The organism is Pseudomonas sp. 1L-E-NC-VB-C3 (assembly GCF_057291535.1).
Genome location: NZ_JBXAWD010000004.1, coordinates 310,443 through 328,840 on the forward strand (window position 1 = coordinate 310,443; position 18,398 = coordinate 328,840).

General features: G+C 60.5%; 19 protein-coding genes. 5 read left to right on the forward strand and 14 right to left on the reverse strand.

The window, feature by feature from the left end:
- Positions 1 to 4: 4 nt before the first annotated feature.
- On the reverse strand, positions 5 to 1,105 hold the full coding sequence (locus AC0Z5Z_RS09255; protein ID WP_252877513.1) for an efflux RND transporter periplasmic adaptor subunit: 1,101 nt from the start codon (positions 1,103 to 1,105) through the stop codon (positions 5 to 7).
- 94 nt (positions 1,106 to 1,199) lie between these two features.
- Here AC0Z5Z_RS09255 and AC0Z5Z_RS09260 point away from each other — a divergent pair, with 94 nt between their 5' ends.
- Positions 1,200 to 1,835: a TetR/AcrR family transcriptional regulator gene (locus AC0Z5Z_RS09260; RefSeq protein ID WP_024011757.1), complete on the forward strand. Its 636-nt coding sequence runs from the start codon at positions 1,200 to 1,202 to the stop codon at positions 1,833 to 1,835.
- Positions 1,836 to 1,943: 108 nt separating this feature from the next.
- On the opposite strand, the gene AC0Z5Z_RS09265 is transcribed toward AC0Z5Z_RS09260, so the two are convergent.
- Positions 1,944 to 2,732, reverse strand: a complete 789-nt coding sequence (locus AC0Z5Z_RS09265; RefSeq protein WP_406228373.1) for a class I SAM-dependent methyltransferase — start codon at positions 2,730 to 2,732, stop codon at positions 1,944 to 1,946.
- A 92-nt stretch (positions 2,733 to 2,824) separates the two neighbouring features.
- Here AC0Z5Z_RS09265 and AC0Z5Z_RS09270 point away from each other — a divergent pair, with 92 nt between their 5' ends.
- Positions 2,825 to 3,445, forward strand: a complete 621-nt coding sequence (locus tag AC0Z5Z_RS09270; protein WP_056783179.1) for a hypothetical protein — start codon at positions 2,825 to 2,827, stop codon at positions 3,443 to 3,445.
- Between the two features lie 3 nt (positions 3,446 to 3,448).
- Here the strand turns inward: AC0Z5Z_RS09270 and AC0Z5Z_RS09275 are convergent, their stop codons facing one another.
- The 7 genes from AC0Z5Z_RS09275 to ppc form a co-directional block, all read right to left on the reverse strand.
- The gene (locus tag AC0Z5Z_RS09275) at positions 3,449 to 4,141 is read right to left on the reverse strand and encodes an extensin-like domain-containing protein (RefSeq protein ID WP_252877512.1); all 693 of its coding nucleotides are present in this window, start codon (positions 4,139 to 4,141) and stop codon (positions 3,449 to 3,451) included.
- Between the two features lie 2 nt (positions 4,142 to 4,143).
- Positions 4,144 to 4,980 (reverse strand): isocitrate lyase/PEP mutase family protein, encoded by an 837-nt coding sequence (locus tag AC0Z5Z_RS09280; protein ID WP_252877511.1) that lies wholly within the window; start codon positions 4,978 to 4,980, stop codon positions 4,144 to 4,146.
- Positions 4,981 to 5,010: 30 nt separating this feature from the next.
- The gene (locus AC0Z5Z_RS09285) at positions 5,011 to 5,871 is read right to left on the reverse strand and encodes a DUF72 domain-containing protein (protein ID WP_236168075.1); all 861 of its coding nucleotides are present in this window, start codon (positions 5,869 to 5,871) and stop codon (positions 5,011 to 5,013) included.
- Complete coding sequence (locus AC0Z5Z_RS09290; RefSeq protein ID WP_016771497.1) at positions 5,871 to 6,179, reverse strand: hypothetical protein; 309 nt, start codon at positions 6,177 to 6,179, stop codon at positions 5,871 to 5,873. Before AC0Z5Z_RS09290 ends, AC0Z5Z_RS09285 begins: the two co-directional genes overlap by 1 nt.
- A 257-nt stretch (positions 6,180 to 6,436) precedes the next feature.
- Positions 6,437 to 7,111 (reverse strand): tRNA (adenosine(37)-N6)-threonylcarbamoyltransferase complex dimerization subunit type 1 TsaB, encoded by a 675-nt coding sequence (gene tsaB / locus AC0Z5Z_RS09295; RefSeq protein WP_485610978.1) that lies wholly within the window; start codon positions 7,109 to 7,111, stop codon positions 6,437 to 6,439.
- Positions 7,112 to 7,204: 93 nt separating this feature from the next.
- Positions 7,205 to 7,855, reverse strand: a complete 651-nt coding sequence (gene adk / locus AC0Z5Z_RS09300) for an adenylate kinase (RefSeq protein WP_076566076.1) — start codon at positions 7,853 to 7,855, stop codon at positions 7,205 to 7,207.
- 300 nt (positions 7,856 to 8,155) lie between these two features.
- The gene (gene ppc / locus AC0Z5Z_RS09305; protein WP_485610979.1) at positions 8,156 to 10,786 is read right to left on the reverse strand and encodes a phosphoenolpyruvate carboxylase; all 2,631 of its coding nucleotides are present in this window, start codon (positions 10,784 to 10,786) and stop codon (positions 8,156 to 8,158) included.
- Between the two features lie 213 nt (positions 10,787 to 10,999).
- Between ppc and AC0Z5Z_RS09310 the strand changes: the two genes are divergently transcribed.
- The 3 genes from AC0Z5Z_RS09310 to lptF all read left to right on the forward strand — a co-directional run bounded on the left by AC0Z5Z_RS09310 (position 11,000) and on the right by lptF (position 12,971).
- The gene (locus AC0Z5Z_RS09310) at positions 11,000 to 11,344 is read left to right on the forward strand and encodes a hypothetical protein (protein ID WP_016771500.1); all 345 of its coding nucleotides are present in this window, start codon (positions 11,000 to 11,002) and stop codon (positions 11,342 to 11,344) included.
- Between the two features lie 378 nt (positions 11,345 to 11,722).
- On the forward strand, positions 11,723 to 12,127 hold the full coding sequence (locus AC0Z5Z_RS09315) for a DUF4398 domain-containing protein (protein ID WP_024011747.1): 405 nt from the start codon (positions 11,723 to 11,725) through the stop codon (positions 12,125 to 12,127).
- Between the two features lie 55 nt (positions 12,128 to 12,182).
- Complete coding sequence (gene lptF, locus AC0Z5Z_RS09320; protein ID WP_024011746.1) at positions 12,183 to 12,971, forward strand: lipotoxin F family OmpA-related lipoprotein LptF; 789 nt, start codon at positions 12,183 to 12,185, stop codon at positions 12,969 to 12,971.
- A 235-nt stretch (positions 12,972 to 13,206) separates the two neighbouring features.
- Here lptF and AC0Z5Z_RS09325 read toward each other — a convergent pair whose 3' ends face one another.
- From AC0Z5Z_RS09325 to lysS, 5 genes are all read right to left on the reverse strand, one after another.
- Positions 13,207 to 13,536, reverse strand: coding sequence for a PA3694 family proteiin (locus AC0Z5Z_RS09325; protein ID WP_150636283.1), 330 nt, complete (start codon positions 13,534 to 13,536; stop codon positions 13,207 to 13,209).
- A complete protein-coding gene (locus tag AC0Z5Z_RS09330) occupies positions 13,533 to 14,438 on the reverse strand; it encodes an alpha/beta hydrolase (RefSeq protein WP_252868859.1) in 906 nt (301 codons plus the stop codon). The genes AC0Z5Z_RS09325 and AC0Z5Z_RS09330 overlap by 4 nt, the downstream gene beginning before the upstream one ends.
- Before the next feature lie 152 nt (positions 14,439 to 14,590).
- Positions 14,591 to 15,841 carry a flavohemoglobin expression-modulating QEGLA motif protein gene (locus tag AC0Z5Z_RS09335; RefSeq protein ID WP_166554750.1) on the reverse strand — a complete coding sequence of 417 codons (1,251 nt, stop codon included), beginning with the start codon at positions 15,839 to 15,841 and terminating at the stop codon, positions 14,591 to 14,593.
- Positions 15,842 to 16,036: 195 nt separating this feature from the next.
- Positions 16,037 to 16,750 carry a TetR/AcrR family transcriptional regulator gene (locus AC0Z5Z_RS09340; protein ID WP_252885431.1) on the reverse strand — a complete coding sequence of 238 codons (714 nt, stop codon included), beginning with the start codon at positions 16,748 to 16,750 and terminating at the stop codon, positions 16,037 to 16,039.
- 105 nt (positions 16,751 to 16,855) lie between these two features.
- Positions 16,856 to 18,358: a lysine--tRNA ligase gene (lysS, locus tag AC0Z5Z_RS09345; RefSeq protein WP_024011743.1), complete on the reverse strand. Its 1,503-nt coding sequence runs from the start codon at positions 18,356 to 18,358 to the stop codon at positions 16,856 to 16,858.
- Between the last annotated feature and the right edge of the window lie 40 nt (positions 18,359 to 18,398).

Below are 18,398 nucleotides of genomic sequence, written 5' to 3' on the forward strand. Positions count from 1 at the left end.
GGGCTTACTCCTTGTTCGCCAGATTGACCACACGGTTGGAGCGATCCACCGGCCGCACCTGCTGGCCGTCGAGCAGCACATGAACGCCGGCAGCCACTACCCAGTCGCTGGCATTCAAGCCTTCGAGCACCGCCACGCTTTTCTCGCCGAACGGACCGACCCGCACCGGGGTTTTCTTCAACGTGTTGTTGCCGTTGACCACCCAGACGTAGGTCGCGCCGTTTTCAGCGGTCAGCGCGGAAAGCGGTATCGACAGCGAGACACTGTCAGCCGATTGCACAAACACCCGGGCGCTCTGCCCCAGTTCAGCCGGCACTTTGCCGCTGGTGAACGAGATACGCGCGGCAAAAGTGCGTGAGCGCGGGTCGGCGGACGGCGACAACTCGCGGATCTGCCCAGCGAAGCGTTGACTTTGCTGTGCCCACAATTCCACGGTAACCGGCTGACCAACCTTGAAGCGGCCGAAGCTTTGCTCCGGCAGGCTGATCAACACTTCGCGCTCACCATCGGTGGCGAGGGTGAACACGGTTTGCCCGGCAGCGACCACCTGACCGACTTCCACCGAACGCTTGGCCACCACACCGTCCTGTGGCGCACGCAGCACCGCGTAACTGGCCTGGTTGGTCGAAACGTTGAATTCAGCTTTGATTTGTTTAAGGCGGGCTTCGCCGGAGCGATATAGATTTTCGGCGTTGTCGTAGGCCGAGCGGCTGACCATCTGCCGATCCATCAGGGTTTTATAGCGATCTCGTTCGGCGCGGACCAGGTTCAGATTGGCCTCGGCGGCGGCGACCTGCGCGCGGGTGGCTTCCAGTTGCAGGCGCACATCCTGCGGATCAAGTTCGGCCAAGGGCTGATCGGCTTTGACGCGCTGGCCTTCGTCGACCAGTCGTCGGCTGACTTTACCGCCAATGCGGAACGCCAGATCAGGCTCATACCGGGCGCGAACCTCGCCCGGATAGCTTTCCATCGCCTGCGCCGAAGGCTCGGGCTGTACCACCATGGCCGGGCGTACGGTGACCTTGGTCACCTCTTCCTGACCGCACGCCGATAACAGGAACGCCAGACTGACTGGCACGGCAAAGGACAACGCATGGCGGAACATGGTGACGGACCTTTCGCGAATGAGGCTTGGAATATTTATACTGGCGGGTATGGTATTAATAGCAAACTCACCAGTCCAGTATTAAAAGCGAAGAATGTCGAACAATCTTTCAGCTCCAAACGGCCCGGGCCGCCCCAAGGATCTGGCCAAGCGCCAGGCGATCCTGGATGCGGCGAAAACCCTGTTTCTCTGCCATGGCTACGCCAACACCAGCATGGACGCGGTGGCCAGCGAGGCGGGCGTGTCGAAGCTGACGGTCTACAGCCATTTCAACGACAAGGAGACGCTGTTCTCCGCTGCCGTCGTCGCGAAATGCGAGGAACAATTGCCGCCGCTGTTCTTCGAATTGCCGGACGGCATCGCGGTGGAAAATGTATTGCTGAACATTGCCCGGGGCTTTCACCAACTGATCAACAGCGATGAATCAGTGAACCTGCACCGCCTGATCATGGCGCTGGGCAGTCAGGATCCGAAGCTGTCGCTGATCTTCTTCGAGGCCGGCCCAGAGCGCGTGGTCAACGGCATGGAAGGTCTGCTGGCGAAAATCCATGCAACCGGCGCGCTGAGCATCGACCAGCCACGCAACGCCGCCGAGCACTTCTTCTGCCTGATCAAAGGGGCGGGGAATTTTCGTTTGTTGTATGGCTGCGGCGAGCCGCTGACTGGAGAAGCAGCGGAGCGGCATGTGCGGGAGGTGGTGGGGTTGTTTATGCGGGCTTACAAACCCTGACAGTTTTGCGGTGCTTGTGCAGACCGCTTCGCGAGCAGGCTCGCTCCCACACTGGAATGCATTTCCTACTGTGGGAGCGAGCCTGCTCGCGAATGGGGCGACGCGGTCTCAGGGCTTCAGCGCTTTCTTCGGATAAATGTCATACCGGCTCGATTTGCCATCCAGCGCATGGCTCGGTTTCGTCCCTTCAATGCACGGCGCCTTGCGCGGGCGTTTGACTACCACCCGATGCGTGGCCAAGGCCAGCGCCGCTTCAAGCAGGGCCGGTGCATCCGGATCATCACCGACCAGCGGGCGGAACAGGCGCATTTCCTTTTTCACCAGCGCGGTTTTCTCGCGATGCGGGAACATCGGGTCGAGATAGATCACCTGCGGCGCCTCCCCTTCCCAACTGCGCATCACTTCGATGGAGTTGCCCTTAAGCAATTTCATCCGCGCCACGATCGGCGCCACGTCGAAATCTTCCGCCGCCCGCGCCAAGCCGTCCTCAAGCAGTGCGCCGATCAGCGGCTGACGCTCGATCAGGCTCATTTCACAACCGAGACTGGCCAGCACAAATGCATCCTTGCCCAAGCCCGCCGTGGCATCCAGCACGCGCGGGCGCACGCCTTGGGCGATGCCGACAGCCTTGGCAATCATCTGGCCGCTGCCGCCGCCATACAAACGACGATGCGCCGCGCCGCCTTCGACGAAGTCGACCCGCACCGGTCCAGGCGCATCCGGGCCAAGCTGCTGCAACTGCAAACCCTGCTCGCCGACCTGCAAGGCGAACTCACCCTCACCCTCGGCCTCGCCGAGCGGCAGGCCGAGACGTTCGGCCCAGTGTGCGGCTTGCGCTTGAAACGTCGGGGCGAGGGCCTGGACATGGATGCGGCAGGCCGCGGGTGACTCGATCATGAAAAAACGCTCAAAAAAGTTAAGGATCGACAAAAACCGCCGATAAACCATTCAACGCGCATTTTGCCAGAGCTGAGCGTCAACCGAAAAAAATGTCAGGCATTCTTCCCACATCGATTGGCTACGTTTCGCCCCATGGCGACTTCAGCCGTCATAACACTCAAGCACTGAGCGGCGTCAGTCACCTGTGGCAGGATTTCTTTGCCCAGGCCCTGGCCGAACAGACGAGTGAAGTGGTGCCTGCCTGTGGCACGTTTCCACCGGTTGACCTGAACAGCCCGGAAGAACCGACCGTTGGCAGCGAGCTGCACGCGCACATCGTCAGCCAGCGTGAGTGCGACGTGGTCGAAACCCAGGTTCGCCCGCCGGAGCCGCTGTTCCTGCCGATCGCCGAGTTCGAAATGGAGCTGCTGGACAAGCCGTTCCCACCGTTCCCGCCGGAAGAGCTCAAAGCCCAGCAAGAGCAACAGGATTTCGACAGCAGCTGGGTACGCCCGATTGTGATCAACAATGGCCAGCCAGTGCCGGAGCCAGGCCCTGCGCCGCAGAAACGTCCGCTGTACCTGCCGATTGCCGAGTTCGATCTGGACTTGCTGCAGAAGCCTTACCCGCCGTTCCCGCCGGAAGAAATCGTCGAGCAGCAGAAAGCTCTGGACTTCGATAATGGCTGGGCTCGCCCGATCGTTCTGCAGAACCTGCGCCTCGCCGCCTGATCCTCAGCGACACACGCTCCAGCGCCCGACATCGACATGAAAGTGATTGCGATGGGCGGCGTTGTAGTCCGGACTCAACACCACACTGAATGACTCACAGGCGCCGTCACGCAGCTGGCGGAGAAACTCTGCGTCCTGGTTTTGCTTGGGCCAATCCCTGAGCACGCTGATCGTGCGTCCGCCAGCCAGACGGAAACCGGCAATGTCCAGCGCGTCGGCACTGGCATGTCGACTGAGGGCACCGCTCTCACGGTTGTAGACATTGCGACAGGCAAAGCTGCCGAGGTGATCGACACGCGCGATCTTCTGGCCATAAGCCGATTGCGCGGCCGGTTGCAGGGTGTGGTGTTCGAACATCGCGTAGGCCACCGCCAGCGGGCAACTGGCAATGAAACTGCTGCTCAGCGCCACTCCACCTCCCTGCACCCGCAGAGCACCGACCAGCGGACACTTGGCGCCGGGGCTGTCGGCCTGGGGGCTGACGCGCAGATCCGAGCTGCTCAATGCCTGTGCGCAAAGCTCGGGATCACTGCGCAGGCGCATGAGTTTGTAACCGGTGAGCCAGTTGGGCGCGGCTTTTATGTCCAATGGCGCCCACGCATTCCACTGCGGCGGCACGTCCAGCCAGCCACGCCAGACACTCACCGCGCCACCAGCGATCGCGAGCAACACCCCCCAGAACAGCCAACGTCCCATGCTCAGTCCTTGAAGAATTGATTGGCCTTGGCATACGGCATCGACTGTGACGTGAAGCCAAAGGTGCCGGATTGCTGGATTTCCTCAGCCGCGCGGAAGAACTCGCCGAACGCCGCCAGCGCCAGTGCCGACCCGGTGCTGATCCGCCGGACGCCCAGTTCCTCGAGCTGTTGCACGGTCAGTTTCAAACCGCCAGACATCAACACATTGACCGGTTTCGGCGCCACCGCTTGCACCACTGCGCGCACTTCTTCGGCGCTGCGCAAACCCGGCGCATAGAGCACGTCGGCACCCGCTTCGGCGAATGCCTGCAAGCGGCGAATGGTGTCGTCAAGATCGGGGTTGCCGTGCAGGTAATTTTCCGCGCGAGCGGTGAGGACGAAAGGAAACGGCAGGGTGCGCACCGCCGCGACAGCGGCTTCAATCCGTGCAACGGCGTGTTCGAAGCAATAGATCGGCGCGTCCGGACGTCCCGAAGCGTCCTCGATCGACCCGCCCACCGCGCCCGCTTCGGCGGCGCGCAACAGACTCTGCGCAGACTCGACCGGATCATCGGCAAAGCCGTTTTCCAGATCCACCGCCACCGGCAGATCCGTCGCTGCGACAATCGCCCGGACATTGGCCAGGGTCTCGTCGAGATTCAACGCGCCATCAGGCTTGCCTTGGGAAAACGCGTAACCAGCGCTGGTGGTGGCCAAGGCCTGATAACCGAGACTGGCGAGCATCTTCGCCGAGCCGGCATCCCACGGATTAGGGATGACGAAGATCGCCTGGCGATCATGCAGCGCTTTGAAGGCTTGGGCTTTGAGGCGTTGCTGTTGACTGACTTGGACGTTCATCGACGGCCTCCCGGGCAGAAAAAACCCGCCTCAGAGCAAGCCAAGCTGCTCGGCGGCGGGTTCTCTGTATAGCTCAGGCAGCGCGGGCAAGCCAGGCAAACGTTGCATCAGTTGGGAGTGAAAACGCTGCGCCAGTTTCGCTGCCAACAGGTTATCGGCGGTATGCAGAAAGACGTAGGGCGTGCGCCCCTCTTCGATCCATTCAGCAATCTTCGCCACCCACGGCACGAGAAACGCATCGTTGGCCTCAAGCTCGGGATGGCCGATGAAGCGCACCTGCGGAAACTGCGTGAACGCCGCCGGACGGGTGGGCACTCGCGGCTTTTTCGACTGCGCGTGGATCACCGAGGACTCGGTCGACAAGCAGCTGAACAGCGCGCGCGGGTCGAGACAGATGCGCTCGACACCGCGATCCAGCAACAGACGATTGAGCAGACGCTCGCTCTCGCCCTTGGCGAAGAACTGTTCATTGCGCACCTCGACCGCAAGCGGGCAATCCAGTGCATCGATAAACGCCGCGAGCTCCGGCAGACGCTGCGGCGTGAAGCTTTTCGACAGTTGCAGCCACAGCGGCGAAACACGTTCGCCTAACGGCTTGAGTAATTGCAGGAAGGTTTCGGCAGCGGTCAGTTGCTCGCGCAAGTCGCCGCTGTGGCTGATGTCGCCGGGGAATTTGGCAGTGAAGCGAAAGTGCGCCGGCATGATCTCGGCCCAGCGTTGCACAGTGGCTGGCGACGGGCTGGCGTAGAAGGTGGTGTTGCCTTCGACGGCGTTGAACACCTGGCAGTAGAGAGCGAGAAAGTCGGAGGTTTTTGCGTCTACCGGATACAGATACTCGCGCCAGGCATTTTCGCTCCAGGACGGGCAACCGAGGTAGTAAGGCAGATCCATCAGATATACAGATCGAGGCCCAGCACGTCTGCGTCCCAATCGACAAAACCGGCGGTGCTCAGGTAGCTGGCCAGGGCCATGGCTACGCTTTTCTTCATCGCGCGGTGGTAGATCATGTCTTGCTGACGGGCAGGCAGGTTGCTCAGGCGTTGCGCGGTAGCTTGGGCAGCACGGGCGGCCAACTGCTCTTCGCTCGGGAATTCCAGCTCGCCGTCGATGATCTCGACGGACTCATCCAGCGCCGCATTGCCTTTACGCGGCTTGCGCTTGATGGGGTAGGACTGAGTGGAAACGCCGTCTATACGCATAATGTCATGCTCGGTATCAATGATGGCAATTTAGCGGCACTTGACCGACTTAGCAAACCGCCGAGTGATAACTAGAACACATAAAGCGCAAAAGGTTTTAAGCGAGGGGGCAGAAACTGACGATTGGCGATATTTGTATGTGACCGCGAACCTGTGGGAACGAGCCTGCTCGCGAAGGGTTCAGCACATTCAACACATGCATTGACTGACCAGAAGCCTTCGCGAGCAGGCTCGCTCCCACAGGAGAAAGTGTCGTATCAGCGGGCTTTGGGGGTGGCAACTTTATCGCGCAAGTAAACCGGCTGCGCGTCATCTGCCGGGATCGCCTCACCGCGCTCCCAGGCGAAACGCGCCAGGGTCAGCAGGTCTTCGGCGTGGGGCAGCATGCCGGCGTCGGAGCCGCTCAGATTGACCGCGATGCGCTCGCCGTAACCCCAACCGGTACCGGCACCGAACCAATCGCCACTGGCATCAGCGGGCAACGCGGCGACTTCCGGCGGCAACACGGCTTCGGCACCAACCAGACGCATCTCCCCCGCCGTCTCGCGGTAGCAGCCCCAATACATTTCATCCATCCGCGCATCGATCGCAGCCGCGACCTGGCTTGCGCCATGTTCACGAAAGGCACGCTGGGCCAGCACGGCAAGGTTGGATACCGGCAACACCGGACGATCCAGAGCAAAGGCCAAACCCTGCACCACACCAATGGCAATGCGCACACCGGTAAACGCGCCCGGGCCACGGCCGAAAGCAATCGCGTCGACCGCTTGCAGCGTGGTGCCGGCATCGGCGAGCAATTGCTGAATCATCGGCAGCAGCTTCTGCGCATGCAGGCGCGGGATCACCTCGTAATGGCTCGTGACCTTGCCGTCATGCAGCAAGGCAACGGAGCAAGCTTCAGTCGCGGTGTCCAGGGCCAGCAAGGTGCTCATCGATGTTTCCAAAACAGGGGTGGGAAAAAGTGCGTCAGTATAAACAACAACGGCCCGCAAGCGGGCCGTGGATGATGCAGCCGATCAGACTTTTCAGCTCAGCGCGGCCAGCACCTTGGTGGTGATTGCATCAACCGAACCAACGCCTTCGATGTGGCTGTACTTTGGCTTGCCGCCGTTCTTGGCGGAAAGGTTCTGGTAGAACTCCACCAGCGGTTTGGTCTGCGAGTGGTAGACCGACAGGCGATGACGCACGGTTTCTTCAGTATCGTCCTTGCGCTGCACCAGCTCTTCGCCGGTGATGTCGTCCTTGCCAGCCAGTTTCGGCGGATTGTAGATGATGTGGTAAACGCGGCCACTGGCTTCGTGGACACGGCGACCGGCAATACGCTGCACGATTTCTTCGTCTTCTACAGCGATCTCGACCACGGCATCCAGCTCGACACCGGCAGTGACCAGCGCTTCAGCCTGCGGAATGGTGCGCGGGAAGCCGTCGAACAGGAAACCGTTGGCGCAATCAGGTTGAGCGATGCGGTCCTTGACCAGCGCGATGATCAGGTCATCCGACACCAGGCCGCCGGCATCCATGATGCTCTTGGCTTGCACGCCCAGTGGAGTGCCAGCCTTGACCGCAGCACGCAGCATGTCGCCGGTGGAGATTTGCGGAATGCCGAATTTCTCGGTGATGAACTTTGCCTGAGTACCTTTACCGGCCCCGGGAGCTCCCAGCAGAATGACGCGCATCGATGTGCTCCTCAATTTTTTATATAAAAGCTTTACAAAACAAAGGATTCGCTCGTAACCGGCGGATCCTGAAAATACGGGTCGTGGCCGCACAAACGGCCAAAGGCTGATCAAGATACACAGCAGGCTGCGCCCACACAAGACGCCAAAAGTCGGAGAAACCGACGCCCGCCGTGACCTTGCGACGCGGTAACCCAAGTCGCAACCCCATCAATAACTGTCGCCTCGCGGCACTTTCCTACGGCAGGAGAAGCGGCATCCGACCCTTGTCGCAAATGCCGCCAGAGGTGCTCAGCAACCTTAGCCGGTATTGCGCAATCCGGCGGCAATCCCCGCCACAGACACCAGCAGCGCCTGTTCCACCGGGCTGCCCTGCTCGACATCCTGCTGCCGCGAACGCGCCAACAGTTCCGCCTGCAATAGATGCAGCGGGTCGAGGTAGGTGTTGCGCAAGCGGATGAATTCGAGGGTGTCCGGGCTGTGCGCCAGCAGCTGCGACTGCCCGGTCAGACCGAGCACGACGGTGCATGCCTGCGACAATAGGTCGCGTAACTGCGCGCCCAACGGCAGCAGATCAGCTTCAACCAGACGCTCGTCGTAGGACTGCGCAATATCCGCATCAGCCTTGGCCAGAACCATTTCCAGCATATCGATACGGGTGCGGAAGAACGGCCATTGTTCGCGCATCTGCCCCAGCAACTCACCTTCGCCGCGCTCCAGCGCCTTGCTCAGCGCCGTCTCCCAGCCCAGCCAGGCCGGCAACATCAATCGGGTTTGGGTCCAACCGAAAATCCACGGGATCGCCCGCAGGCTTTCGATACCGCCGGCGCGACGTTTGGCCGGGCGACTGCCCAGAGGCAAACGTCCCAGCTCCTGCTCCGGCGTCGACTGACGGAAGTACTCAACGAATTGCGGATTTTCCCGCACCACCTGGCGGTAAGCGCTGACACCGTCCGCCGCCAATTCGTCCATCAGATGGCGCCATTCCGGAGTCGGCGGCGGCGGTGGCAGCAAGGTCGCTTCGAGCACGGCGGCCAGATACAGATTGAGGTTTTGCTCGGCGATGTCCGGCAGGCCGAATTTGAAACGAATCATTTCGCCCTGTTCGGTAGTACGGAAACGACCCGCCACTGAGCCCGGCGGCTGCGACAGAATCGCCGCGTGCGCCGGACCGCCACCACGCCCCACGGTGCCGCCGCGACCGTGGAACAGCAGCAGTTCGACTTGCTGTTCGCGGCAGATTTCCACCAGACGCTCCTGCGCGCGATATTGCGCCCACGCCGCAGCGGTGGTGCCGGCATCCTTGGCCGAGTCGGAATAGCCGATCATCACTTCCTGCGGGCCGTGCAAACGCGCGCGATAGCCCGGCAACAGCAGCAGACGTTCCATCACCGGCCCGGCGTTGTCGAGGTCGGCGAGGGTCTCGAACAGCGGCACCACGCGCATCGGCCGCAGTACGCCGGATTCCTTGAGCAGAAGTTGCACCGCGAGCACATCGGAAGCCGCGCCAGCCATGGAGATCACGTAGGAGCCCAGCGACGCAGCGGGCGCGGCAGCGATTTCCTTGCAGGTGTTGAGCACTTCGGCGGTGTCCGCCGACGGTTTGAAATGCGCGGGCAGCAAAGGGCGACGGTTGCTCAGCTCCTCGGTGAGGAAGTTGATGCGCTGTTCTTCATCCCAATCTTCATAACGGCCAAGGCCGAGGTAATCGGTGATTTCGGTCATTGCCGAGCTGTGCCGGGTCGAATCCTGACGCACATCGAGGCGCACCAGGAACAGGCCGAACGTCACCGCCCGACGCAGGCAATCGAGCAACGGCCCGTCGGCGATGACGCCCATGCCGCACTCGTGCAGCGAGTTGAAACACAACTGCAAAGGCTCGAGCAGGTCGCGATTATCGTGCAGCACATCGGCGGTTGCCGGGGTCGGCGCAGTCAACGCGGCATGCGCCCAGTTGCGTGTGGCGCGCAGGCGTTCGCGCAGTTGCTTGAGCACCGCGCGATAGGGTTCGGCACTGTCGCCGGCCTTGGCCTTCAGCGCATCGCTGGCCTGCTGCATCGACAGTTCGGCAGCGAGATGATCGACATCGCGCAGGTACAAGTCAGCGGCCATCCAGCGCGCCAGCAGCAAGACTTCGCGAGTGACGGCGGCGGTGACATTGGGGTTGCCGTCACGGTCGCCTCCCATCCACGAAGCGAAGCGGATCGGCGCGGCTTCCAGCGGCAAGCGCAGGCCCGTGGCGGCGAACAGCGCCTGATCGGCCTTGCGCATATGGTTGGGGATTGCCTGCCACAACGAATGCTCGATCACCGCGAAGCCCCACTTGGCTTCATCGACCGGCGTCGGGCGGGTGCGGCGGATTTCTTCGGTGTGCCAGGCTTCGGCGATCAGCCGTTGCAGTTTGCTGTGGATCTGCTCGCGCTCGGCGCTGGTCAGGTCGCGATGATCCTGAGCGGCCAGTTGCGCGGCGATCGCGTCGTACTTCTGGATCAACGTGCGTCGCGCCACTTCGGTCGGGTGCGCGGTCAGCACCAGTTCGATTTCCAGCCGCGCCAGTTGCCGGGCCAGAGATTCGGCGCTGTGCCCTTCGCTGCGCAGGCGCGCGAGCAGTTCCGGCAACACCCGCGACTCGAACGGCGCCGGTTGCGACTCCTCGCGGCGATGGATCAGCTGGTACTGCTCGGCAATGTTCGCCAGGTTGAGAAACTGATTGAAGGCCCGCGCGACCGGGAGCAATTCGTCTTCACTCAATTGATTGAGGCTGGCGCTCAGTTCAGCGTCCATCGAGCCGCGCCGGTCGGCCTTGGCGCCTTTGCGAATCTGCTCGATCTTGTCGAGGAACGCCTCGCCGTACTGGTCTCGAATGGTGTTGCCCAACAGCTCTCCGAGCAGGTGAACATCCTCGCGCAAGCGTGCATCAATATCGGTCATCAGCAGTTCTCCAGCGGTAATCGGGGACAGCGCAGAAACGAATGCTTTGCCAGAGAGTGCCGCTCTGCGCCGCTTCTTACAAGCAGGCGACGAATTGACTTTAAACCTTGCCGGCGAAAGCTAGTCTCAACAGTAAGCCGTACGACGGCCCGCCGCCGGCGCTGCCGGACACTCACCCAGGCCTGCCATCAGCAGGCGCTAAATGAGGTCATCATGAAAATTCGTGAACTCGCCCAGCATTGGGAAGAAAACGCCAAAGGTCGCCTGACCGACACCGGCTACACGATTCATCTGGACGTCGAAGCCGCCGCAAGGCTGGCGGCGATTGCCGAAATGTACCCCAAGCGTCACCCCGAGGAACTGCTCGGTGAGCTGATCGGCGCCGCGCTTGAGGAGTTCGAAGCGAGCCTGCCGTATGTGAAGGGTTCAACAGTGGTGGCGACGGATGAGGAAGGTGATCCGTTGTATGAGGATGTCGGTCCGACGCCGCGTTTTCTGGCGTTGTCGCGACGGCATTTGCATGATCTGTCCTCGGCTGAGAACAAGCAGAAGCACTGACTCGACACACATCAAAACCGTGGGAGCGAGCCTGCTCGCGAATGCGGATTTTCATTCAGCATTTGCGCTGACTGACACATCTCATTCGCGAGCAGGCTCGCTCCCACATAGGCTGTATTCCAGTTCGCAAATTGGTTTATCAACAGACAAAATACACCCGCGCGTACCGCTCCAAAGCCCCAAAGTTCCCGCCCCAGAGCCTTGTCCAAACGGTCAATTAAATTTTTGGCGATAGGCCATCTTTTCTGAACTTTTCAAAAATGCCGCCGGTCGGAACAGGTAACCACGCCTGGAACGAGCGTTTCAATTCGCGTCTACAAGCGATGCTTTCGCCTCCTCTGCCAGGATGGATTCAGTTGTATTTTCAGGAGATGCCTAATGGAGTTGAAGACCATGAAAACCCAAACCTCGTTTTCCCACCTGCGCGGTCTGAAACTGGCCGCTCTGGCCATCGGCACCAGCTTCGTACTGGCCGGTTGCGCCGGTAACCCACCGACCGAGCAGTACGCCGTGACCCAATCGGCCGTCAACAGCGCCGTCAGCGCTGGCGGTACCGAATTCGCTGCGGTGGAAATGAAGCAGGCTCAGGACAAGCTGAAACAAGCTGAAATCGCCATGCACGACAAGAAGTATGACGAAGCCCGTCGCCTGTCCGAACAGGCTGAATGGGACGCTCGCGTCGCTGAACGCAAGGCTCAGGCCGCCAAGGCCGAACAGGCTGTGAAGGATTCCCAGAAAGGTGTTCAGGAACTGCGTCAGGAAAGCCAGCGCACTGTGCAGTAAGCGCGCATCCCGACCGCAAAGCTGAAACTCTTACCGATAGAAAGGACGAAAAATTATGCGTAAGCAACTGATGATTCCCGCTCTTCTGGCCGCAAGCGTTGCACTGGCAGCCTGCTCCACACCGCCTAACCCGAACCTGGAACAGGCGCGCACCAACTACGCCGGCCTGCAGGCCAACCCACAGGCGAGCAAAGTCGCGGCACTGGAAACCAAAGACGCCAGCGATTACCTGGACAAGGCCGACAAGGCTTATCTGGACAAAGAAGATGCAGCCAAGGTTGACCAACTGGCTTACCTGACCAACCAGCGCGTGGAAGTGGCCAAGCAGACCATCGCTCTGCGCACCGCTGAAAACAACCTGAAAAACGCCGCCGCGCAACGCGCCCAGGCTCGTCTGGATGCCCGTGACCAGCAGATCAAACAGCTGCAGGACAGCCTCAACGCCAAGCAGACCGATCGCGGTACGCTGGTGACTTTCGGTGACGTGCTGTTCGCCACCAACAAGGCTGATCTGAAATCCAGCGGCCTGGTGAACATCAACAAACTGGCGCAATTCCTCCAGGAAAACCCGGATCGCAAAGTGATCGTCGAGGGTTACACCGACAGCACGGGCACCGCGAGCTACAACCAGTCGCTGTCCGAGCGTCGCGCGACTTCCGTGCAGATGGCCCTGATCAAGATGGGCGTCGACCCTTCGCGCATCGTCGCTCAGGGTTATGGCAAGGAATACCCGGTAGCGGATAACGGCAGCGTTTCGGGCCGTGCGATGAACCGTCGTGTGGAAGTGACCATTTCCAACGACAACCAGCCAGTAGCACCGCGTTCTTCGGTGAGCTCGAACTAAGCTCCACCCGGTAACGCAAAAGCCCCGCCTGAGTTGATCAGGCGGGGCTTTTTTGTGGGAGCAGACATCGTAGCCCCTCACCCCAGCCCTCTCCCAAGGGAGAGGGAGCCGATTTGTGTCGCTTTCAAAACTTGTGTTCGGCGCAATGGATCAGGTCGACTTAGCTTAAACAAACACCTCGGTCAGTCCCCTCTCCCTCTGGGAGAGGGTTAGGGTGAGGGCTGAACCTGCAGAATCACTCCTCCAGCTTCTGCGGGGTCTCTTCGCCCATACACCGCACAGCCTTTTTCTGGCCATTGATCAACACACCGGTCAACCCTTTCTGCTCGGTATCAAACAACACCAGCACACCATCAATGCACTGCGCCACTTGCGGCGCGGGGGTCAGCGAGACTTTGTAGTCCTCGCCCGGCACCGTCTTGAGCATGGTGAATTCGCTGAGCAGCAATGCATCCTCCGGCTTGGCAAAGTGCAGGTAGCCGTAGTACCACAGCGCCCCGACGGTGCCGAGGATGCTGCAGATACCGGTGATGATCAGCGGGATGGCATTACGTTCTTCAGTCATTGCGGGGTCTCATCTTCGGAATTCGGGGGCGGCGGATAGTTGGGGATTTCGCCGAGGCGGCGCAGGCCGTCGAAGTGTTCGGGATCATCAAGGTAGCGCAGCATGACCTGACGCCACACCGGGTCGCCGAAGGTTTGCACATGACCGCCACGGGTCAGCTGCAACACCCGCGGCGGCGGCGCCGCTTGATACAGGCGAATGCCGTTGGCCATCGGCACCAGCGGATCGTCGATGCTGTGGAAGATCAGCTTGGGCACGCCGGTCAGCTGCGCCATCGAGTTGATCGCGCTGTCGCCATCCGGCACCAGCCACGACAGCGGCACCTGCAACGGCCAGGTCAGCCACGAAGTGCTGAGGGCGAATTGGCCGACACTGCGATAACTGGCCGGCACACCATCCAGCACCAGGGCCTTGAGTTGTTTTTGCCGTTCCGGGTGCTGCGCCAGCCAATGCACCGACATCGCGCCGCCGAGGCTCTGCCCGAGCAGCACCAGCGGTTTGCCTTTGACCTCGGGCGCTTTGTCGAGCCAGGCGAACGCGGCGTCGATGTCCTGATAGATCGCCGGCAGGCTCGGCTTGCCCTCGGACAAACCGTAACCGCGATAGTCGACCAGCAGTACCTGATAGCCATTCTTCGGCAACCACCAGCTGCCGCCCAGATGCATCGGCAGATTGCCGCCGTTTCCGTGCAGATGCAGGACCGTGCCTTTGACCTCAACACCAGGTTTGGCTGGCAGCCACCAGGCGTTGAGCTTCAAGCCATCAGCGGTGTTCAGAGTGACAGTGCGGTATTCGAGTTTGGCTTTGTCCGGGGTGAAGATCTGGCCCGGTTCAGGGTAGAACAGCAGCGAACTGCAACCGCCGAGGGTCAAGAGCAGGCAAAGGATGCCGAGGATTCTCATCCGGTGAAACCTCGCAAAGAAGAGAACTGAACACAAATCAAACCTGTGGGAGCGAGCCTGCTCGCGAAAGCGGTGTATCAGCCGACATCAATGTTGAAGGTGAAATCGCATTCGCGAGCAGGCTCGCTCCCACAAGGGGTTCGGTGCTGGGTCTAGAGGATATTGGAGTAATCCGCCTCAATCCGGTCCAGGCTCAAATGGTTGAGGAAGTTGGAGAAACACATCCACGCCGACAACGCATTCAAGTCACGGAACTGATCCGGTAGATATTTCGGCGGCACCACCAGCCCTTCATCCACCAGTTGCCGCAAGGTTCGCATGTCTTCCAGTGTGGTCTTGCCACAGAACAACAGCGGAATCTGCTCGAGCTTGCCCTTGCGCACGGCCAACTGAATGTAGTTGTAAACCATGATGAAGCCCTTGAGATAGGACAAGTCTTTGGTGAATGGCAGACCGGTCGGCGTCGAGCCACGGAAAACCCGGCTGGCGTTGCCGTAGCTTTCGGCCATCTCGAAACCTTGCTCGCGGAAGAATTCGTAGATCTGCAAAAAGTCGGCGCCCTCCTCGACCATATGAATCGCACGGGTGCGGTTGGTCAGTTTGCGCAGGCGACTCGGGTAAGAAGCGAAGGTGATGATTTCCATCAGGATCGCCAGCCCTTCCTGGGTCACCGTTGACGAGGGCGGGCCTTTGGACAGGAACGTGCAGATCGGCTGGTTCAAGCCATTGAGCGTAGTGCCGACGTGCACCAGACCTTCGTGGACTTCCAGTGCGCGCACGTCGCGGTCGTTGAACAGCGCATCCGTGCGGATCTTGATGTAGTCGGCGCCCGCCGCGGCGTCGGCGACGATGCCGTCGGACTCGAACACGCGAATGGTTTCTTCGGCCTCACCGAATACCTTGTTCAGTCGGGTTTGCAGCAGGTGCACCGCGTCTTTGGCGGTAAGGATCTTCGGCTCGTCCTTCAGATCGCCGCGCCCGTCGATGTTATTCAGGTAGTCGGACATCATCAGGCCGAGGTCGGCGAGGGTCGGGTCACCGGCGTGGAAGGCATCGGACGCCGCGCCGTACAACTCTTGCGAGATCAGCCCGAAGTCCTCGGTGCCGCGCGCCTCGAGCATGCGCACCACCATGCGGTATTCCTTGCACATGCGCCGCATGATCTGCCCGACCGGGTTGAACTGGCCGAGCTGGCGGGTGATGTCGCGCTCGATGTTCTGAAATTCCAGTTTGACCTGGCTCGAATCGAACGACAGCGGGCGGTTGAGGTAGTAGTCGCGATCCACCGCCGGCATTTCCTTGCCTTTGGCCTTGAGAAAACCCTTGCGCACGTTGTCGTCCCACTTGACCGCATCGAGCACGCGGATCGGCGTCTGCGCCAGCACAATGCGATCGGACAACATGCGTATCGTCTGCTGGTAATCGTCCACCCGAAACTCCTGTAGAAAACGTGACGCTTTGAATGACTGGGCGCGGGCTCCCTGTAGGAGCTGCCGAAGGCTGCGATCTTTTGACCTTGGTCTTCTAAAAGCAGATCAAAAGATCGCAGCCTTCGGCAGCTCCTACAGGGGGATCGGCGTCAGACGGACGACATTGTGTTACACCGACGCCAATACAAGGTGCATATACCGCGTCAGAATCCCGAGCATGTTCTCTTCGGCCAATGGCTCGGCGTCATTGAGCAGGCCCTGATATTCCATCCGGCCGATAATCGCCGTCAACACCTTGGCATCCTGCTGCGGTTCACGCGAGCCCAGTACCTGGAACAACTGGCAGGTGCCCTGCAACAGAATCTGCTGGTGCGAGCGCACCAGAATGGCCAGACGCGGGTTGAGCAGCGCTTCCTGGCGGAACGCCTGTTCGGCCATCAGATGCTCGCGGCGGTTGATCAGTTGCCGGTGCACGTAATCGGCCATCAACCGCGCGATGTCATCGGCCAATTGCGAGCGCGACTCCGGGCTGCCGTCGGCGCTGACCACCATTTCGCGCAGCAGCCCTTCATTATTGATCCACAACTTGGCCATGTACGCCGCGCTGCGTTCAACGTATTGGGCGAAGGTATCGGTGAGCAGGTCATCGATGTCCTTGAAGTAATACGTGGTCGCCGACAGCGGCACGCCGGCCTCCGCCGCGACAGCACGATGGCGCACGGCACGCACGCCGTCGCGCACGACAATGCGCATCGCGGCGTCGAGAATGTCCTGGCGACGCTGCTCACTGCCCTGTCGGCTGGCCTTGCGGCCCTGGTACTGAACACTTTCAGCGACCGCAGTGGCGATACCCGCTGCACCTTCTTGAGCTATTGCACCCATCACGACAGCACTTCCTCTGCTATTTGCAAATTAACCAATTGATACATTTGTACCAGACAGGCAATAAAAAGCCGCCTGTTTTAGGCGGCTTTTCAACTGAAACGTTTACGCTTGCGGTCGCATGTGCGGGAAAAGGATCACATCGCGGATCGACGGCGAGTTGGTCAGCAACATCACCAGGCGATCGATGCCGATACCTTCACCGGCGGTTGGCGGCATGCCGTACTCCAGCGCACGGACAAAGTCGGCGTCGTAGTGCATGGCTTCGTCGTCACCGGCGTCCTTGTCGGCCACCTGCGCCATGAAGCGCTCGGCCTGGTCTTCGGCGTCGTTCAGCTCGGAGTAGGCATTGGCGATTTCACGACCACCGATGAACAGCTCGAAGCGGTCGGTGACGTTCGGGTTTTCGTCGTTGCGACGGGCCAGCGGCGACACTTCGAACGGGTACTGAGTGATGAAGTGCGGCTGCTCCAGCTTGTGCTCGACCAGTTCTTCGAAAATCATCACCTGCAGTTTGCCCAGACCTTCGAAGCCCAACACCTTGGCGCCGGCCTTCTTGGCGATAGCGCGAGCCTTGTCGATGTCGTTCAGATCATCGGCGGTCAGCTCAGGGTTGTACTTGAGAATCGAGTCGAACACCGACAGACGCACGAACGGCTCGCCGAAGTGGAACACCTTGTCGCCGTACGGCACGTCGGTGCTGCCCAGCACCAGCTGCGCCAGCTCGCGGAACAGTTCCTCGGTGAGATCCATGTTGTCTTCGTAATCGGCGTACGCCTGATAGAACTCCAACATGGTGAATTCAGGGTTGTGACGAGTCGAAACGCCTTCGTTACGGAAGTTGCGGTTGATCTCGAAGACTTTCTCGAAACCACCAACCACCAGACGCTTCAGATACAGCTCAGGCGCGATACGCAGGAACATTTCCATGTCCAGCGCGTTGTGGTGAGTTTCGAACGGCTTGGCTGCGGCGCCGCCGGGAATGGTCTGCAGCATCGGCGTTTCGACTTCGAGGAAGTCGCGCTTCATCAGGAAGCTGCGGATGTGCGCGATCACTTGCGAACGCACGCGGAAGGTCTGGCGCACGTCTTCGTTGACGATCAGGTCGACGTAGCGCTGGCGGTAGCGCTGTTCGGTGTCGGTCAGGCCGTGGTGCTTGTCCGGCAGCGGGCGCAGCGACTTGGTCAGCAGGCGCACGTTGGTCATTTCAACGTACAGGTCGCCTTTGCCGGAACGCGCCAGGGTGCCTTCGGCAGCAATGATGTCGCCCATGTCCCAGGTTTTCACCGCAGCCAGGGTTTCTTCGGACAGCGTCTTGCGGTTGACGTAGACCTGAATGCGTCCGGTCATGTCCTGGATCACCATGAACGAGCCACGGTTGAGCATGATGCGACCGGCAACCTTGACCGGGATTGCAGCCTCTGCCAGCTCTTCCTTGGTCTTGTCCGCGTACTGTTTCTGCAAGGCATCGCAGTAGTTGTCGCGGCGGAAGTCGTTCGGGAAGGCATTGCCCTTGGCGCGCTCGGCAGCAAGCTTTTCCTTGCGCAGGGCGATCAGGGAGTTTTCTTCCTGTTGCAGGGCTTGCGGGTCGAGTTGTAGGTCGCTCATGTCTTTAAGTATTCCATCAGGTTCGTTGCCCCCAGCCTTC

What these genes read in the sequence shown, in the direction of transcription:
- AC0Z5Z_RS09255 (WP_252877513.1), bottom strand. Translation starts at nt 1,105, where the DNA reads ATGTTCCGCCATGCGTTGTCCTTTGCCGTGCCAGTCAGTCTGGCGTTC.
- AC0Z5Z_RS09260 (WP_024011757.1), top strand. Translation starts at nt 1,200, where the DNA reads ATGTCGAACAATCTTTCAGCTCCAAACGGCCCGGGCCGCCCCAAGGAT.
- AC0Z5Z_RS09265 (WP_406228373.1), bottom strand. Translation starts at nt 2,732, where the DNA reads ATGATCGAGTCACCCGCGGCCTGCCGCATCCATGTCCAGGCCCTCGCC.
- AC0Z5Z_RS09270 (WP_056783179.1), top strand. Translation starts at nt 2,825, where the DNA reads ATGTCAGGCATTCTTCCCACATCGATTGGCTACGTTTCGCCCCATGGC.
- AC0Z5Z_RS09275 (WP_252877512.1), bottom strand. Translation starts at nt 4,141, where the DNA reads ATGGGACGTTGGCTGTTCTGGGGGGTGTTGCTCGCGATCGCTGGTGGC.
- AC0Z5Z_RS09280 (WP_252877511.1), bottom strand. Translation starts at nt 4,980, where the DNA reads ATGAACGTCCAAGTCAGTCAACAGCAACGCCTCAAAGCCCAAGCCTTC.
- AC0Z5Z_RS09285 (WP_236168075.1), bottom strand. Translation starts at nt 5,871, where the DNA reads ATGGATCTGCCTTACTACCTCGGTTGCCCGTCCTGGAGCGAAAATGCC.
- AC0Z5Z_RS09290 (WP_016771497.1), bottom strand. Translation starts at nt 6,179, where the DNA reads ATGCGTATAGACGGCGTTTCCACTCAGTCCTACCCCATCAAGCGCAAG.
- tsaB (WP_485610978.1), bottom strand. Translation starts at nt 7,111, where the DNA reads ATGAGCACCTTGCTGGCCCTGGACACCGCGACTGAAGCTTGCTCCGTT.
- adk (WP_076566076.1), bottom strand. Translation starts at nt 7,855, where the DNA reads ATGCGCGTCATTCTGCTGGGAGCTCCCGGGGCCGGTAAAGGTACTCAG.
- ppc (WP_485610979.1), bottom strand. Translation starts at nt 10,786, where the DNA reads ATGACCGATATTGATGCACGCTTGCGCGAGGATGTTCACCTGCTCGGA.
- AC0Z5Z_RS09310 (WP_016771500.1), top strand. Translation starts at nt 11,000, where the DNA reads ATGAAAATTCGTGAACTCGCCCAGCATTGGGAAGAAAACGCCAAAGGT.
- AC0Z5Z_RS09315 (WP_024011747.1), top strand. Translation starts at nt 11,723, where the DNA reads ATGGAGTTGAAGACCATGAAAACCCAAACCTCGTTTTCCCACCTGCGC.
- lptF (WP_024011746.1), top strand. Translation starts at nt 12,183, where the DNA reads ATGCGTAAGCAACTGATGATTCCCGCTCTTCTGGCCGCAAGCGTTGCA.
- AC0Z5Z_RS09325 (WP_150636283.1), bottom strand. Translation starts at nt 13,536, where the DNA reads ATGACTGAAGAACGTAATGCCATCCCGCTGATCATCACCGGTATCTGC.
- AC0Z5Z_RS09330 (WP_252868859.1), bottom strand. Translation starts at nt 14,438, where the DNA reads ATGAGAATCCTCGGCATCCTTTGCCTGCTCTTGACCCTCGGCGGTTGC.
- AC0Z5Z_RS09335 (WP_166554750.1), bottom strand. Translation starts at nt 15,841, where the DNA reads ATGTTGTCCGATCGCATTGTGCTGGCGCAGACGCCGATCCGCGTGCTC.
- AC0Z5Z_RS09340 (WP_252885431.1), bottom strand. Translation starts at nt 16,750, where the DNA reads ATGGGTGCAATAGCTCAAGAAGGTGCAGCGGGTATCGCCACTGCGGTC.
- lysS (WP_024011743.1), bottom strand. Translation starts at nt 18,358, where the DNA reads ATGAGCGACCTACAACTCGACCCGCAAGCCCTGCAACAGGAAGAAAAC.